The 15,012-nt window shown below is 46.9% G+C and carries 11 protein-coding genes; all 11 read left to right on the top strand.

Annotated elements, in window-relative coordinates:
* The first annotated feature begins 61 nt into the window (after positions 1-61).
* The 11 genes from MKX60_RS11185 (at position 62) to ftsZ (ending at position 14,831) form a co-directional block, all read left to right on the top strand.
* Complete coding sequence (locus tag MKX60_RS11185; protein WP_076284763.1) at positions 62-1,987, top strand: stage V sporulation protein D; 1,926 nt, start codon at positions 62-64, stop codon at positions 1,985-1,987.
* 55 nt (positions 1,988-2,042) lie between these two features.
* A complete protein-coding gene (locus MKX60_RS11190; protein ID WP_339243128.1) occupies positions 2,043-3,530 on the top strand; it encodes a UDP-N-acetylmuramoyl-L-alanyl-D-glutamate--2,6-diaminopimelate ligase in 1,488 nt (495 codons plus the stop codon).
* On the top strand, positions 3,530-4,933 hold the full coding sequence (locus MKX60_RS11195; RefSeq protein WP_341060295.1) for a UDP-N-acetylmuramoyl-tripeptide--D-alanyl-D-alanine ligase: 1,404 nt from the start codon (positions 3,530-3,532) through the stop codon (positions 4,931-4,933). The genes MKX60_RS11190 and MKX60_RS11195 overlap by 1 nt, the downstream gene beginning before the upstream one ends.
* A 21-nt stretch (positions 4,934-4,954) precedes the next feature.
* Positions 4,955-5,920, top strand: a complete 966-nt coding sequence (mraY, locus tag MKX60_RS11200) for a phospho-N-acetylmuramoyl-pentapeptide-transferase (protein ID WP_042190854.1) — start codon at positions 4,955-4,957, stop codon at positions 5,918-5,920.
* Between the two features lie 3 nt (positions 5,921-5,923).
* Positions 5,924-7,345 (top strand): UDP-N-acetylmuramoyl-L-alanine--D-glutamate ligase, encoded by a 1,422-nt coding sequence (gene murD, locus MKX60_RS11205; RefSeq protein ID WP_076284760.1) that lies wholly within the window; start codon positions 5,924-5,926, stop codon positions 7,343-7,345.
* A gap of 54 nt (positions 7,346-7,399) precedes the next feature.
* Positions 7,400-8,497: a stage V sporulation protein E gene (gene spoVE, locus MKX60_RS11210; RefSeq protein WP_042130238.1), complete on the top strand. Its 1,098-nt coding sequence runs from the start codon at positions 7,400-7,402 to the stop codon at positions 8,495-8,497.
* Positions 8,498-8,502: 5 nt separating this feature from the next.
* Positions 8,503-9,615 carry an undecaprenyldiphospho-muramoylpentapeptide beta-N-acetylglucosaminyltransferase gene (murG, locus tag MKX60_RS11215; protein ID WP_042190850.1) on the top strand — a complete coding sequence of 371 codons (1,113 nt, stop codon included), beginning with the start codon at positions 8,503-8,505 and terminating at the stop codon, positions 9,613-9,615.
* A gap of 308 nt (positions 9,616-9,923) precedes the next feature.
* A complete protein-coding gene (murA, locus tag MKX60_RS11220; protein WP_042190848.1) occupies positions 9,924-11,207 on the top strand; it encodes a UDP-N-acetylglucosamine 1-carboxyvinyltransferase in 1,284 nt (427 codons plus the stop codon).
* Between the two features lie 63 nt (positions 11,208-11,270).
* Positions 11,271-12,041 (top strand): cell division protein FtsQ/DivIB, encoded by a 771-nt coding sequence (locus MKX60_RS11225; RefSeq protein WP_042190846.1) that lies wholly within the window; start codon positions 11,271-11,273, stop codon positions 12,039-12,041.
* A gap of 344 nt (positions 12,042-12,385) precedes the next feature.
* A complete protein-coding gene (gene ftsA, locus MKX60_RS11230) occupies positions 12,386-13,648 on the top strand; it encodes a cell division protein FtsA (protein WP_042190844.1) in 1,263 nt (420 codons plus the stop codon).
* 61 nt (positions 13,649-13,709) lie between these two features.
* The gene (ftsZ, locus tag MKX60_RS11235) at positions 13,710-14,831 is read left to right on the top strand and encodes a cell division protein FtsZ (protein ID WP_076284759.1); all 1,122 of its coding nucleotides are present in this window, start codon (positions 13,710-13,712) and stop codon (positions 14,829-14,831) included.
* Positions 14,832-15,012 lie beyond the last annotated feature (181 nt).

Here is a 15,012-nt window from a genome sequence, read left to right on the forward strand (position 1 = left end):
TGTCCCGAATAGTCATGAAGATAAGAGCTCATGTCTATAGGTGAAAGCGGGGGAGAACGGAATGAAAGTTTCGAAGGTCGTAACACGGCGGAGAATGTTGTGGACGCTGCTGGGACTGGCAGTGTTATTCGGTTCGCTGGTCGTGCGTCTTGCTTATGTGCAATTATCCCAAGGCGAGAAATTAAGTGACAAGGTAGAAGATTCCTTGCGCCGCAATATTCCTTTTACAGCCAAGCGTGGTGAAATTTTGGATCGTGAAGGTATACCGCTGGCCTATAATATCAGTACGCCTACGGTTTATGCGGTGCCTGTGCAGGTGAAGGAGAAGCAAAAGACAGCGCAGCAATTGGCGCCTCTGCTTGGGATGACCGAGGAGAAGCTGATGAGCTTGCTGACTAAAAAATCAATGTCGGTGAAACTACAGCCCGGCGGCCGCAAAATTACGATGGAACTTGCCGCGAGCATCCGTGATTTGCAGTTGCCGGGCATCGTTGTCGCTGAGGATAGCAAAAGATATTATCCGTACGGCGATCTTGCCGCGCATATACTAGGCTTTACAGGTATTGATAACCAAGGAATTACCGGGGTCGAGAACATATACGATAATTTACTTAAAGGAATAGCAGGCAATATTTCGTATTTGTCTGACGCAGGTGGAAGACTCATGCCTGGATCATCGGAGAAGTATTCTGCCCCTCAGGATGGACTTAATCTGCAATTGACGATTGATAAACAGATTCAATCCATTATGGAACGTGAGCTAGATCAAGCTATGGTAAAATATCAGGCGCAGGGTGCTTGGGCTATAGCGATGAATCCGAAGAATGGTGAAATTCTGGCCATGGCTAGTAGACCGGGTTATGAACCGGGTTTATATAAGGAATATGATCCGCAGATCTATAATCGGAATTTGCCCATTTGGATGACTTACGAGCCTGGTTCGACGTTCAAAATCATCACACTTGCTGCAGCACTGCAAGAAGGTAAGGTAGACCTGCAAAATGATCATTTCTATGATCCTGGGTTTATCGAAGTGGCGGGTGCGAAGCTGCGCTGTTGGAAAAAAGGCGGCCATGGCAGCCAAACCTTCCTTCAGGTGGTTGAGAACTCCTGTAACCCTGGTTTTGTTGCTCTTGGGCAACGGCTGGGCAAAGAAACCCTCTTCAAATATATTCGTGATTTTGGTTTCGGCAGCAAAACAGGAATTGATCTAAACGGAGAATCTAATGGGATTCTGTTCAAGCTTAGTCAAGTAGGTCCGGTGGAGCTTTCGACTACGGCCTTCGGCCAAGGGGTCTCGGTTACACCTATTCAGCAGATTGCTGCGGTATCCGCGGCTATCAATGGTGGCAATCTCTATAAACCACATGTAACAAAATCATGGGTTAATCCGGAAACGGGAGAGACTGTATCAGAGGTGAAGCCTGAGCTTGTGCGGCAGGTCATTTCGGAGGAGACATCCAAGAAGGTGCGGGCAGCACTTGAGAGCGTGGTTGCCAAAGGCACGGGACGGCCGGCTTTTATCGACGGCTATCGTGTAGGTGGCAAGACGGGTACTGCACAGAAGGTTGTAAATGGACGTTATTCTCCGACAGAGCATATTGTTTCTTTTATTGGCTTTGCGCCGGCGGATGATCCACAGATCGTTGTCTACACTGCAGTGGATAATCCGAAAGGGATTCAATTTGGGGGTGTAGTTGCAGCTCCAATCGTGCAAAATATTTTGGAAGACTCGCTGCACTATATGAAGGTTCCTGAGCGCAGTGATCAGCTTCCAAAAACTTATAAGTATGGTGAAACTCCGATTGTGACCGTGCCTGACCTTACAGGTGCAACCGTACAAGATATCTATGAGGATTTAAATATGAATTTTAATCTGGCGCGTTCAGGCTCTGGCAATACGGTCATCAATCAGGCTCCGAAAGCTGGGGCAAGAGTAGAACAGGGCTCAACCATCAGGATTTATATGGGAGCTTCTAGTGAATAATGATAAAGGTATAAGGGTTCAGTTTGTATCCGAAAATGTAGAGTGAGGGATTACTATGAAAGTTAATGAATTATCTGCTTGTCTTGCCACTTCGCGTCTATATGGGGACGGGGAGGTGGAGATTACTGATCTTCAGACGGATTCCCGCCGTGTAAGTCCGGGTGATCTGTTTATCTGTTTACCGGGTCACACTGTAGATGGACATAAATTTGCGCCGCAAGCCGTAGCCTCTGGAGCATCTGCTATCGTATGTGAGCATAAGCTAGAGCTTGATATCCCACAGATCGTTGTGGATGACTGCCGTTTTGCGATGTCTGTCATGTCGAATGCATTCTTTGGCTCACCTAGCAGCCGAATGAGAATGATCGGGGTTACGGGTACAAACGGGAAGACAACTACGACTTATCTTATTGAGCGAATTATGCAAGACCAGAATATGAAGACGGGTCTGATTGGGACCATTCAAATGCGCTATGACGGCAAAAGCTACCCTATGTCAGGGACCACTCCAGAATCGCTAGATCTGCAGCGCTCGCTTCATGATATGGCCTCCAAAGGTGTGGAATGTTGCGTCATGGAAGTCTCCTCCCATGCGCTTCAGCAAGGACGTGTGAAGGGTGCGGACTTCCGTACAGCAATATTTACGAACTTAACCCAGGATCATCTGGATTATCATCATACAATGGAGGAGTATCGGGCGGTTAAAGGTCTATTCTTCTCTAGACTAGGAAATGTGATCTCTCCTTGGAAAGAAGAACGCAAATATGCGGTGCTTAATGCTGATGATGAGGCGAGCCACTATTTTGCAACCCAAACTGCAGCGGAAGTGATTACATATGGCATTGATAACAACGCTAATGTCCGAGCTTCGCAAATCTCGATCACTGCAAAAGGAACTTTTTTCCATGTAGATACGTTTAAGGGTGAGACGGACATTTCGCTTCGTATGGTTGGTAAGTTCAATGTCTATAATGCACTTGCGGCGATTACGGCAGCGTTGTTGGAGGATGTGTCACTGTCAGATATCAAGACTAGTCTTGAGGCGATTGATGGGGTAGCTGGACGGGTAGAGTCAGTAGATGAGGGGCAAGAATATGCCGTTATCGTTGACTATGCACATACACCAGACGGGCTGGAAAATGTATTAAGAACGGTCTGCGAATTTGCTACAGGTAAAGTGCTTACTGTGTTTGGCTGCGGAGGAGACAGAGACCGCACGAAACGTCCTTTAATGGGTAAGATAGCTGCAAAATATAGCGACATGATATTCGTAACCTCTGACAACCCTCGGACGGAGGACCCTGGGCTAATTCTGAAGGATATAGAAGCAGGACTAGTAGAGGATGGAGTCACCTCTGACCGGTATCATATGATTGTTGATCGCCGAGAAGCAATTGGGAAGGCTATTGAAATGGCAAGCTCTGGCGATGTAGTATTGATTGCGGGGAAAGGTCATGAGACCTATCAACTGATTGGCGGAGTGGTTCACGATTTCGATGACCGCATCGTCGCTAAAGAAGTTATAAGGGGTCGAAGCTATTGATTACAAGAACACTGGGACAAATTGCTGTGATGTGCGCAGGGGAACTTCCTGCTGCCGAAGCTATGAATATACCACTTACGGGCGTCGTTACTGACTCCCGTAAGATAACTACAGGTTGCCTGTTTGTTCCTCTAACGGGAGACAAATTTGACGGTCATCATTATGCAGCTACAGCTATGGCTGCTGGTGCTGCAGGGACCTTATGGCAGCGTGATAAAGGTCCTGCGCCTGAGGGTGGCGGAGTCATAATTGTTGAAGATACGCTAGAGGCGCTTCAGAAGCTGTCCGCTGCGTATTTAAATGAGGTCGCTCCGAAGGTTGTCGCAGTTACGGGCAGTAATGGCAAAACAACGACAAAAGATATCATTATGGCCTTGCTCGAAACGCAGTACAAGGTGCACAAGACAGAAGGAAACTTCAATAATCATATCGGTCTTCCGCTCACGATTCTATCCATGGCTGAGGATACAGAGATTGCAGTGCTTGAAATGGGTATGAGCTCGCGGGGAGAAATTGCTCTGCTGGCTTCTTTGGCTGCACCAGATGTTGCAGTCATTACTAATGTAGGTGAGTCACATCTGCTGCAACTGGGATCCCGCAAAGAAATCGCCCGTGCCAAGCTGGAAATAGTTGAAGGGCTAAAGCCAGATGGACTGCTAATTTATAACGGTGATGAACCGCTGCTGACTGAGGTAATGCAAGAGTCCACTTTTGAGGCTCCGGAGGGGATGGTGTCCTTCCGTTTCGGCCTGAACGGAGATAATGATGATTATCCGACTGGGATGATGTCCCATAGTGGTGGTATGACGTTTACGTCAAGCCTTCATAAGGAACATGCTTTTACATTACCGCTGCCAGGCCAGCATAACGTTGTTAACGCGTTGGCTGCACTAGCGGTTGCTCGCCATTTTGGAATTACAGAACAAAATGTAGAGAATGGGTTAAGTAATCTTAAGTTGACGGGCATGCGGATTGAAGTGATTCGGACTTCTTCCGGGCTTACACTTTTGAATGATGCTTATAATGCCAGTCCGACTTCTATGAAGGCGGCCATTGATGTGCTTCAAACTATGAAATGCAGTGGCAAAAAAATCGCAGTACTGGGGGACATGCTGGAACTTGGGCCGGATGAGATACAGTTTCATAAAGAAATTGGCTACTACCTAGACCCCGCAGTGACTGATTTTGTATATACCTATGGTCCATTGTCAGTCCATATTGCAGAAGCTGCAAAGGAAAGATTCGGAAACGAGCGTGTGCTGGCTTTTACGGATAAGTCAGAATTAACAGCCGTCCTTATCGAGAAAAGCAGCTCCAAGGATATTGTACTATTCAAAGGATCTAGAGGGATGAGGCTTGAGGAAGTGCTTCAGAGCCTTAATAAAGAGATTAAAGAGACCTAAAAAAATGGAGGGGGTGCACCCATGGATTATCAACTATTGTTATTGACTATTGCTGTTTCCTTTATCCTTGCGGTCATTGCCGCTCCGCTCTTCATTCCGCTACTGCGCAGGATGAAATTCGGACAGCAGGTGCGAGATGACGGACCGCAATCCCATTTAAAGAAAGCGGGAACGCCGACGATGGGCGGTATCGTAATCATCGTGGCTTTTACATTGGCTTATCTGAAATTTTCCGTGGTGAATAACGATTTCTACGTACTACTAGTGGCTACGCTTGGTTTTGGACTGATCGGATTTTTGGATGATTATATCAAAATCGTATTCAAGCGTTCTTTGGGCCTTACGGCGCGTCAAAAATTGTTCGGGCAGCTGTTGGTAGGTGCTGTGATGTGCGGTCTGCTGATTTCTGCAGGACATAGCACAAGTATCAGCGTTCCGGGTACTGATTTCAGCTTTGACTGGGGCGGCTTTTTCTACTATCCATTCATTATTATTATGATGATGGCAGTAACGAATGCTGTTAACTTTACCGATGGAGTAGATGGTTTGCTGTCTGGTGTAAGTGCTATTGCTTTGGCAGCTTATGCTGTTGTAGCGATGCAGGCTACGTCAATTGCAGCTGGCGTGTGTGCAGCGGCAATGATCGGGGCCGTTCTTGGATTTCTGGTCTTTAATGCCCATCCGGCTAAGGTGTTCATGGGAGATACCGGTTCATTTGGTATTGGCGGTGCGATAGGTGCGATTGCCATTGTCACAAAGAGCGAACTGCTGTTTTTAATTATTGGCGGTGTGTTTGTGGTGGAAATGTTATCTGTCGTGATACAGGTAGTTTCTTTCAAAACCCGTGGCAAACGTGTATTCAGAATGAGCCCGATTCACCATCATTTTGAACTTGGTGGCTGGTCGGAATGGCGTGTGGTAATTTCGTTCTGGGCGGTAAGCTTGATATTAGCCGCTGTTGGACTATTTATTAGCAAGGGGTTGTAGCGAATGAAACATCCAGATATGTATCATGGTGAAGAAGTTGTGGTTCTTGGGCTCGCAAAAAGCGGTGTCCAGGTTGCTAAAGTGCTGCATGATCGAGGCGCTGTAGTTACGGTGAACGATAAAAAGGAAAGAGATCAAAGTCCCGAAGCTTCCGAATTGGAATCTTTGGGAATTTGTGTTATAAGCGGTGGGCATCCGGATGGACTGATTCATGAAGGTGTAAGTCTGGTCATTAAGAATCCAGGCATTCCTTATTCTGCGCCTCCTGTGCAAAAGGCTCTTGAGCTTGGCATTGAAGTAGTTACAGAGGTAGAGGTTGCTTACCGTCTTTGTGCAGCACCGATGATTGGCATCACGGGATCCAATGGCAAGACGACAACGACGACCTGGGTAGGTCAAATGCTGGACGCTGCAGGTATGAATCCGATTGTTGCAGGTAACATTGGCACGCCTCTCTGTGAGGCTGCGCAAGAAGCTACAGAGGATAACTGGATGGTGGTCGAACTCAGCAGCTTCCAGCTCAAAGGTACGGAGACTTTCCGCCCCAAAATAGGTTGTTTGTTGAATATTGCGGAGACCCACCTGGATTATCATGGGAGCATGAAGGATTATGTCGATTCCAAAGCAAAGCTGTTCGCCAATCAAGTAGATACGGATACGGCTGTGCTGAACTGGGACGATCCTTTTTGCCGGGAGCTTGTGCCGTATATGAAAGCTACTATTCTTCCGTTCTCTATGTCCGAGGAGCTCACTCATGGTGTGTTTGTTAGCCCATCCTATATTACGGGTCAAGATGACGATCTGAAGCGCCGTATCATCTATCGCGAATCTGCAGACCGTGAAACAATCATTGCTGATGTAGATTCCATTAGCATTCCGGGACGGTTCAATGTGGGAAATGCACTGGCTGCATGTGGAATTGCCATTGCTGCTGGAGCGGACCCCTCTTTATTGGGTGAAGTGCTTGCTTCATTTCGCGGTGTGGAGCACCGGCTGGAGTATGTGGCTGATAAGGCTGGAGCCACTTATTATAATAACTCCAAAGCAACAAACTCCAAAGCGACGATTATGGCATTAACGTCCTTTGAGCGCCCTGTAGTGCTGATCGCTGGTGGATTAGACCGTGGTTCCGATTATTTGGAACTGCTGCCTGTCCTGAGCGGACGTGTTAAAGCGCTAGTGGCGTTAGGGGAAACTAAGGACAAGCTAACGAATGTAGCGCAGCTTGCAGGATTAAAGCAGATTATCTCCGTCGATAATGGGGAGAGTGCCGCTGCCGTGCTTGAGCAAGCTGTGCAGGAAGCTTCCGCTCTGGCGGAAGAAGGAGATATCGTTCTTTTGTCTCCTGCCTGTGCAAGTTGGGATATGTTTACATCCTATGAAGAGCGCGGGCGTATTTTTAAAGAGGCGGTGCATAACCTTTAAGTAGGGGGGTGGATAAGCCCCATCCCTACTACGGATGCAAGAGGTGTGCTCCTGATGAACAAAACTCGTCATGCTCCCGATATTTGGTTGCTGATTCCTATTCTATCTTTGCTGGTGATCGGCATGGTGATGGTATACAGCGCCGGGTCCGTTCTGGGCTTCCGCAATTATGGAGATTCGTTTTACTTTGTAAAAAGACAGCTTTTGTTTGCAGGACTAGGATTAGTCGCAATGTTCGTTACGGCGAATACCGATTACAGGGTGCTGAAAAAGCTGGCTAAGCCGGCACTTCTGATCTGCTTTTTCTTACTTGTTATTGTGCTTATCCCTGGTATTGGTGTAGTACGCGGGGGAGCGCGCAGCTGGCTAGGAATTAGCTCCTTCGGGATCCAGCCTTCCGAATTCATGAAGATGGGGATGATTCTATTCTTAGCCAATTGGCTAGGAAAAGAGGAATACGACATCACTTCCTTCACACGCGGCTTGCTCCCACCACTTGCGCTCATTGGGTCAGCCTTCGCGCTGATCATGCTCCAGCCGGATTTGGGTACAGGTACCGTCATGTTTGGTGCAGCCTTGATGATGGTCTTCACAGCAGGGGCTAGAATGAAGCATTTACTTTCACTTGGAGTAGCTGGTGCGGCAGGGTTTGTTGCTTTGATTGCAGCAGCGCCTTACCGGTTGCAGCGGATTACCGCTTTTCTTGATCCTTGGTCCGACCCCCTTGGTGCAGGCTACCAGATCATTCAGTCGTTATATGCGATCGGTCCTGGTGGGCTCGGTGGCCTTGGATTAGGAATGAGTCGGCAGAAGTACAGCTATGTACCTGAGCCACAAACAGATTTTATTTTTTCTATATTGGCCGAGGAGCTGGGGTTTATCGGTGGTTTGGCTGTGTTGATCCTATTTCTTATTCTAATCTGGCGCGGGATGAAGGTGGCGATGAGTCTACCTGACCGTTTTGGAAGCTATCTGGCCGTTGGCATCGTCTGTATGGTGGCTGTGCAAGTCATTATTAATATTGGTGTTGTTATTGGTCTAATGCCTGTAACGGGCATCACGCTTCCTCTGATTAGCTATGGCGGATCTTCACTTACACTGATGCTAACATCCCTTGGCATTCTATTGAACTTATCCCGTTTTGCGAGGTGAAAGAGATGCGTATCGTATTAAGCGGCGGAGGCACGGGTGGACATATCTATCCTGCGGTCGCTGTTGCTAGGCAAATGGAGTTGGAAGATAGCAAATCTACCTTCCTGTATATTGGTGGAACGCGTGGCTTAGAGAGCAAGCTTGTTCCTCAAGAGAATATCCCTTTCAAATCTATTGACATCACTGGTTTTCGGCGCAAGCTATCCATAGACAATGTCAAGACCGTGATGCGTTTCTTGAAGGGTGTTAAGGCGTCCAAAGAAATGTTAAGAGAATTCAAACCAGATGTTGTGATTGGAACAGGCGGTTATGTGTGTGGTCCAGTCGTTTATGCTGCATCCCGGTTGGGCATCCCTACTTTGATCCATGAACAAAATGCCATACCAGGTCTAACCAATCGCTTTCTGAGTCGGTATGCGAGTACAGTTGCCGTAAGCTTTGAAGGAACAGAGTCCTCTTTTCCGGGCAGCAAAAATGTGATCTATACTGGCAATCCACGTGCCACAACAGTTACTACAGCAAGTCCGCAACGTGGATTCGCATCGCTGGGGATTTCGGATGGCAGTACTGTTGTTTTGGTGGTTGGTGGCAGTCAGGGAGCTAAGGCTATTAATAGAGCCATGATTGAAATGGCCCCTAAAGTGGGTAAGGGTAATGGTGTTCATTATGTGTATGTTACAGGTGAACCTTATTTCGAAGAGACTCGGGCTGAATTGCGTCAAAAGCTGGGTAGCATACCAAACTGGTTGCATGTCCTTCCTTACGTTCATAATATGCCAGAGGTGTTGGCTTGTACCTCCTTGATCGTTAATCGGGCGGGAGCCTCTTTTCTCGCTGAGATTACAGCGCTGGGTATTCCCTCTGTACTCATTCCATCTCCTAATGTGACGAATAACCATCAGGAGGCGAATGCAAGACAGTTGGAACGTGAAGGTGCTGCTGTGGTGCTGCTTGAGAAAGATTTAAACGGCACGGCACTATATGAGGCGGTTCAAAAAATCATCGGAACTGAAGCCGTGCGTGAGCAGATGTCCGTGGCCTCCAAACGACTCGGCAAAAGAGATTCTGCGGCAGTAATCACAAGCGAGCTCCGAAGACTTGCGGGTAAGAAGTCTTAAGATATCATCGTTTTCCATACGGGTTTTCCTTATTGGCAGCTCTCTGTCACACACTTGGAGGAACGAACATAGGATAATCCTATAATCGTGACAATCACCCAGGACACTTCCAAACCTGAGATGTAGTGCAGGATATTCTTGAAATATAAGAAAGTATAAGTTTCACGTTATACATTATCCTTATATTTCTCGCTTAAACGCTTATCGTCCTTCTAAAGGACGCCGAAGACGTTTATACTTGTACATTTCATATGAGCTTGTAACGGAAGTGTTTGTGGTGGGTGAGCGGTAATCTCGGAGGTGATACATTGGACAAATTGGTGATTGAGGGTGGAAGTCCCCTGTCAGGCACCATTCGTATCCATGGAGCAAAAAATGCGGCGCTGCCGATTCTAGCGGCAAGCCTGCTGGCCGAAGGAGTTCACTCACTGCATAATGTGCCGAAGCTGCTGGACATCGAGACTATGCTAGACATCCTAGATCGGCTGGGCTGCAGGTGCGTGCATCAAGAGGATACGGTGACGATAGATACGTCTGCCGTCGGGACATCTCATATCCCTGAGGATTTAATGCGGCAGATGAGATCTTCCATTTTTCTAATGGGACCGCTGTTATCCAGATTTGGAGAGGTAACGATCTATCAGCCTGGGGGCTGTGCGATCGGAGAGCGTAAAATCGATCTTCATCTACAGGGACTTAAGGCGTTAGGGGCGGAGATCGAGGAGAGCAACGGAAGAATATTCTGTCGGGGTTCTAAGCTTATAGGGAGTGATATTCATCTCGACTATCCAAGTGTAGGAGCAACGGAGAATATTATGATGGCTGCCGCAAAGGCAGAGGGAACAACAACAATATCGGGGGCAGCGAGAGAGCCGGAGATACAGGACCTACAGCAGTTTCTAAATAGCATGGGTGCTCAGATTATCGGTGCAGGTACGGACACCATTACAATTCAAGGGGTGAAAAACCTATATCCCTGTACGTATGAGGTGATACCTGATCGGATTGTGGCTGGAACCGTAATGATTGCTGCGGCAGCTACACGAGGGAATGTGACTTTGACACATGCCAATGCGGGGCATCTGACTTCGCTTATTCATGTGCTCAAGCGGGCTGGTGTTCAAATCACAGTGTGCAATGATATAATTAATATCAGTTGTATGGGGCGTCCACGTGCTGTTGAGAGAATTGTGACTTCTCCTTATCCTTCTTTCCCAACCGATCTGCAATCTCAGGTCATGGTGCTGTTGTCTCTCGCTGATGGTTTCAGTGTAATCAAGGAGACGGTGTTTGAGGGACGATTCAAGCATGTTGAAGAAATGGCGCGGATGGGCGCTGATATTTCTATTGATTTGAATCGTGCGTTTATTCGCGGCGTTCAGAGATTGTATGGTGCTACTGTGGAAGCTACTGACTTGCGTGCGGGTGCGGCTCTGGTTATTGCTGGGCTTGCTGCACAAGGGACTACAGTCGTTGAGCAAGCACACCATATTGACCGCGGGTATGATGGAATAGAGAAGCTGTTTCAGAAGCTTGGCGCGCGCATAAGCCGCAAGGTACCCGTACCGGATCCACTTGATTTGGCCAATTAAAGCTCCCTGTCTCCTTCAGTTCTACCAAGGAAGGAGACAGGGCCTTATTACGGAGATATGAGAATGACAACAACCCGATTACCTCTTCTTAAAGAGGACAAGCCTAAGAAAAAAATGAGCCGTAAGATTACGGCGATCCTGCTGCTACTGTTCACTGCGCTTCTTGCTGTGATTTTTTTCAGATCGTCTATTAGTCACATTACAGTGATAGATTTTCAGGGAAGCAAGTATTCTACTAGTGAGGAATTACTCTCGCAAAGTGGAATTCATATAGGTGGACAATTCTTTGCCGTTTCTACGAAGTCTGTGGAACAATCTTTGCTGGAGCTTAAGACGGTTAAGGCTGTGGCCGTAAAGAAGGATTTTCCCGGGGTAATCACAGTGAAGATTGAAGAGTTCCCTGCGGTGGCCTATGAACTGGAACAGGGCGGCATCTTGAAGGCGATTCTGTCGAGTGGAGCAGCGGTGACTGTTAATGAGACTGGTATTGCTGTAGAGAAACCTATATTAACCAACTGGGATCCAGCTGATCCTAATAAGGCTATCCTATGCCAAACGCTTGGAAGCATTTCTAATGAATTGACAAGTGATATCTCTGAGATTGTTCCCTCGCCAACCTTGTCATTTCCGGATCGTATCAAGCTCTATACTAGATCCCGTTTCGAGGTGATCACTTCCATCTCTTTATTGAAGAGCAAAGTGTCATACTTGAATCAGGTAATAGAGACAAAGGAGCCTGGACTTATCACGATGCTTGAAGCCGACTCGTATGTTCCTTTTCAGGTCGAAAGTGAGGAGCAAAAGGGCGATGAGCAAAAAGATGTGCAAGAGTAGAGTAGAGGTAAATAGTCCCTACTAATAGAGTTCAAAAAATGCTACAATCGGAGTTACGGGCAAGAAGCTATATCCCTCTTTTTTCTTCGATTTTTTTGAAATATAATCTTATATATGGTTAGTAATAACCGAATAGGTATATATTTCTTGTGATAATTATCATTCTTATAAAAAATTATGAGTAACTAATCACATTTAGGGATGTTGGAATATTATTCCGTTCAAAAAATTTGTAGAAAAAAGAGGGAAAGGGTTAGGTATGTTGAATATGTACAGAGAAGTTTCCCGGGACCGGGAAAAGGTTATGCAAATTATTTCGATTATAACAGGAGGTGCCATAGGACTTGAGCAACAATGACATCATTGTTAGTTTGGACATCGGTACATCCAAAGTTCGGGCAATAATTGGGGAAGTTACCAATGGAACCTTTAATATTATTGGCGTTGGATCTGCTGATTCGGAAGGAATACGTAAAGGCGCGATTGTAGATATCGACCAAACTGTGCAATCGATCAAAAGTGCTATAGATCATGCAGAGCAAATGGTGGGTATTCAAATATCAGAAGTTTATGTAGGCATTTCCGGTAATCATATTGGCCTGCAATCCAGCCACGGTGTCGTGGCCGTTCAGAATGAGGATCGTGAAATCGGTGAGGATGATATCGATCGCGTTATTAAAGCTGCGGAAGTCATCGCTATGCCTCCGGAGCGAGAAGTGATTGATGTTGTTCCTAAACAATTTATCGTCGATGGTCTCGAAGGTATTCAGGACCCGCGCGGGATGATTGGTGTTCGTCTAGAAGTGGACGCAACCATCATTACGGGTGCTAAGACGCCAATACATAATCTACTACGATGTGTTGAGAAATCAGGGCTGAAAGTGAAGGATCTTGTGCTGATGTCTCTTGGTGCTGGTGGATTGGCGCTGTCCAAAGACGAGAAATCGATGGGATCTGTTCTGGTTGATATCGGGGCCGGGTCGACAACGATAGCCATATACGAAGAAAGTTCCCTTTGTGCAACCTCTACGATTCCGATCGGCGGAGAATTTGTAACTAATGACATTGCATACGGACTACGTACACTTACTGATCAAGCGGAGAAAGTAAAGCTAAAGTATGGTTGCGCATGGATTGACGATGCAGCCTCTGACGTTGTCTTCAAGGTGCTGCGCATTGGCAGTAATGTAGAGAAGGAATTTAACCAAGAGGATTTAGCGGCAATTATCGAACCACGGGTGCAAGAAATCTTCCATTTGATTAAACAGGAAGTGAAACGGCTTGGTTACAGTGAACTACCTGGAGGTTATATATTAACGGGTGGAACTGTTTCGATGCCTGGCGTATTAAAGGCGGCTCAGACTGAACTGGCTGCATCTGTACGCATCGCTGTACCGGATTATATCGGTGTACGGGACCCTGGGTTTACCGGAGGTGTTGGTATCCTGCATAATGTTGTCCGTAGCTTTCGTGGAAGAAGCAGTGGTGGAAGCAGCAACAAAAAGACGGTCAACCGGAGTAAGCAGAACGCCACTCCAAATCAGGAAACGGTTCAGAAGACCGGGTTTGTCGAGCGTCTAAAGAACATGTTCAGCGAGTTTATATAAGTGTAAGTCCAGATATACTTGGACCGGCCATCCAAGCACATTGAGGGGGAGATGGAACAATATGTTAGAATTTGATTTTGAAATGGAGAGCTTGGCGCAAATAAAAGTCATCGGCGTAGGCGGCGGAGGTAGTAATGCTGTCAACCGGATGATTGAAAATGGCGTTCAGGGTGTAGAATTTATTACGGTTAATACAGACGCCCAAGCGTTGCATATGGCCAAATCGGAGCACAAGCTGCAAATCGGGGACAAGCTGACCCGCGGGTTGGGTGCAGGAGCTAATCCTGAAGTCGGTAAGAAAGCAGCGGAAGAATCCCGTGACTTGATCTCTAATACCCTTAAGGGCGCAGATATGGTGTTTGTTACTGCAGGGATGGGTGGCGGTACAGGAACAGGTGCAGCACCAGTTATAGCTGAGATTGCTAGAGAGTGTGGAGCCTTGACTGTGGGGGTAGTTACTCGCCCGTTCACTTTTGAAGGAAGAAAACGTTATAACCAGGCAATGCTTGGAATCGAAGCTTTGAAAGAAAAAGTCGACACGCTAATCGTCATTCCAAATGACCGTTTGCTTGAGATCGTTGATAAGAAAACACCGATGTTGGAAGCTTTCCGTGAAGCAGATAATGTTCTCCGGCAGGCTGTTCAAGGTATCTCTGACCTAATTAAGGTTCCTGGTCTGATTAACCTTGACTTTGCGGATGTAAAGACGATCATGACAGAGCGCGGTTCAGCGCTTATGGGTATTGGTATTGCAAATGGTGAGAACCGTGCGTCTGAAGCAGCACGTAAAGCCATCATGAGCCCACTCTTGGAAACGTCTATTGAAGGCGCCCGCGGCGTAATCATGAACATTACGGGAGGATCCAACCTCTCTCTATATGAAGTTAATGAAGCGGCTGAGATCGTTACATCCGCCTCTGATCCTGAAGTGAATATGATCTTTGGTGCGATTATTGATGAAGGCCTGAAGGATGATATCAAAGTAACAGTAATTGCTACTGGCTTTGAACATAAACCATTGCCTGAAACTCCAGGACGTCGTCCGGTCTCGACGAATAACGAGCCTGCGGCAGCACCGGATAAGAGTTCAGCTAATTTACGTCCTTTCGGCAATCAGAGTTCTTCTGACCAGCTCGATATTCCGACGTTCCTGCGTAATCGTACTCGGGGCAACAATGACTAATTAAATAGAATCAAGATTATACGAGAACACCGTATCGCTTAGCTGATTAGCTATAGCGGTAGGTGTTTTTTTTGCGTAAATGTAATAAGGATCAAGCAAGACTATGAACGGCACTGTGTAGCTCCAAGGGGGTGATGGTTGACTAGGTAGTTACAGTAGGTGGTAACTGGTAGTCGGAGAG

This window comes from Paenibacillus sp. FSL R5-0914, assembly GCF_038004525.1.
Classification (GTDB): domain Bacteria; phylum Bacillota; class Bacilli; order Paenibacillales; family Paenibacillaceae; genus Paenibacillus_AQ.

What these genes read in the sequence shown, in the direction of transcription:
- MKX60_RS11190 (WP_339243128.1), top strand. Translation starts at nt 2,043, where the DNA reads ATGAAAGTTAATGAATTATCTGCTTGTCTTGCCACTTCGCGTCTATAT.
- MKX60_RS11225 (WP_042190846.1), top strand. Translation starts at nt 11,271, where the DNA reads ATGACAACAACCCGATTACCTCTTCTTAAAGAGGACAAGCCTAAGAAA.
- MKX60_RS11185 (WP_076284763.1), top strand. Translation starts at nt 62, where the DNA reads ATGAAAGTTTCGAAGGTCGTAACACGGCGGAGAATGTTGTGGACGCTG.
- spoVE (WP_042130238.1), top strand. Translation starts at nt 7,400, where the DNA reads ATGAACAAAACTCGTCATGCTCCCGATATTTGGTTGCTGATTCCTATT.
- mraY (WP_042190854.1), top strand. Translation starts at nt 4,955, where the DNA reads ATGGATTATCAACTATTGTTATTGACTATTGCTGTTTCCTTTATCCTT.
- ftsZ (WP_076284759.1), top strand. Translation starts at nt 13,710, where the DNA reads ATGTTAGAATTTGATTTTGAAATGGAGAGCTTGGCGCAAATAAAAGTC.
- murG (WP_042190850.1), top strand. Translation starts at nt 8,503, where the DNA reads ATGCGTATCGTATTAAGCGGCGGAGGCACGGGTGGACATATCTATCCT.
- murD (WP_076284760.1), top strand. Translation starts at nt 5,924, where the DNA reads ATGAAACATCCAGATATGTATCATGGTGAAGAAGTTGTGGTTCTTGGG.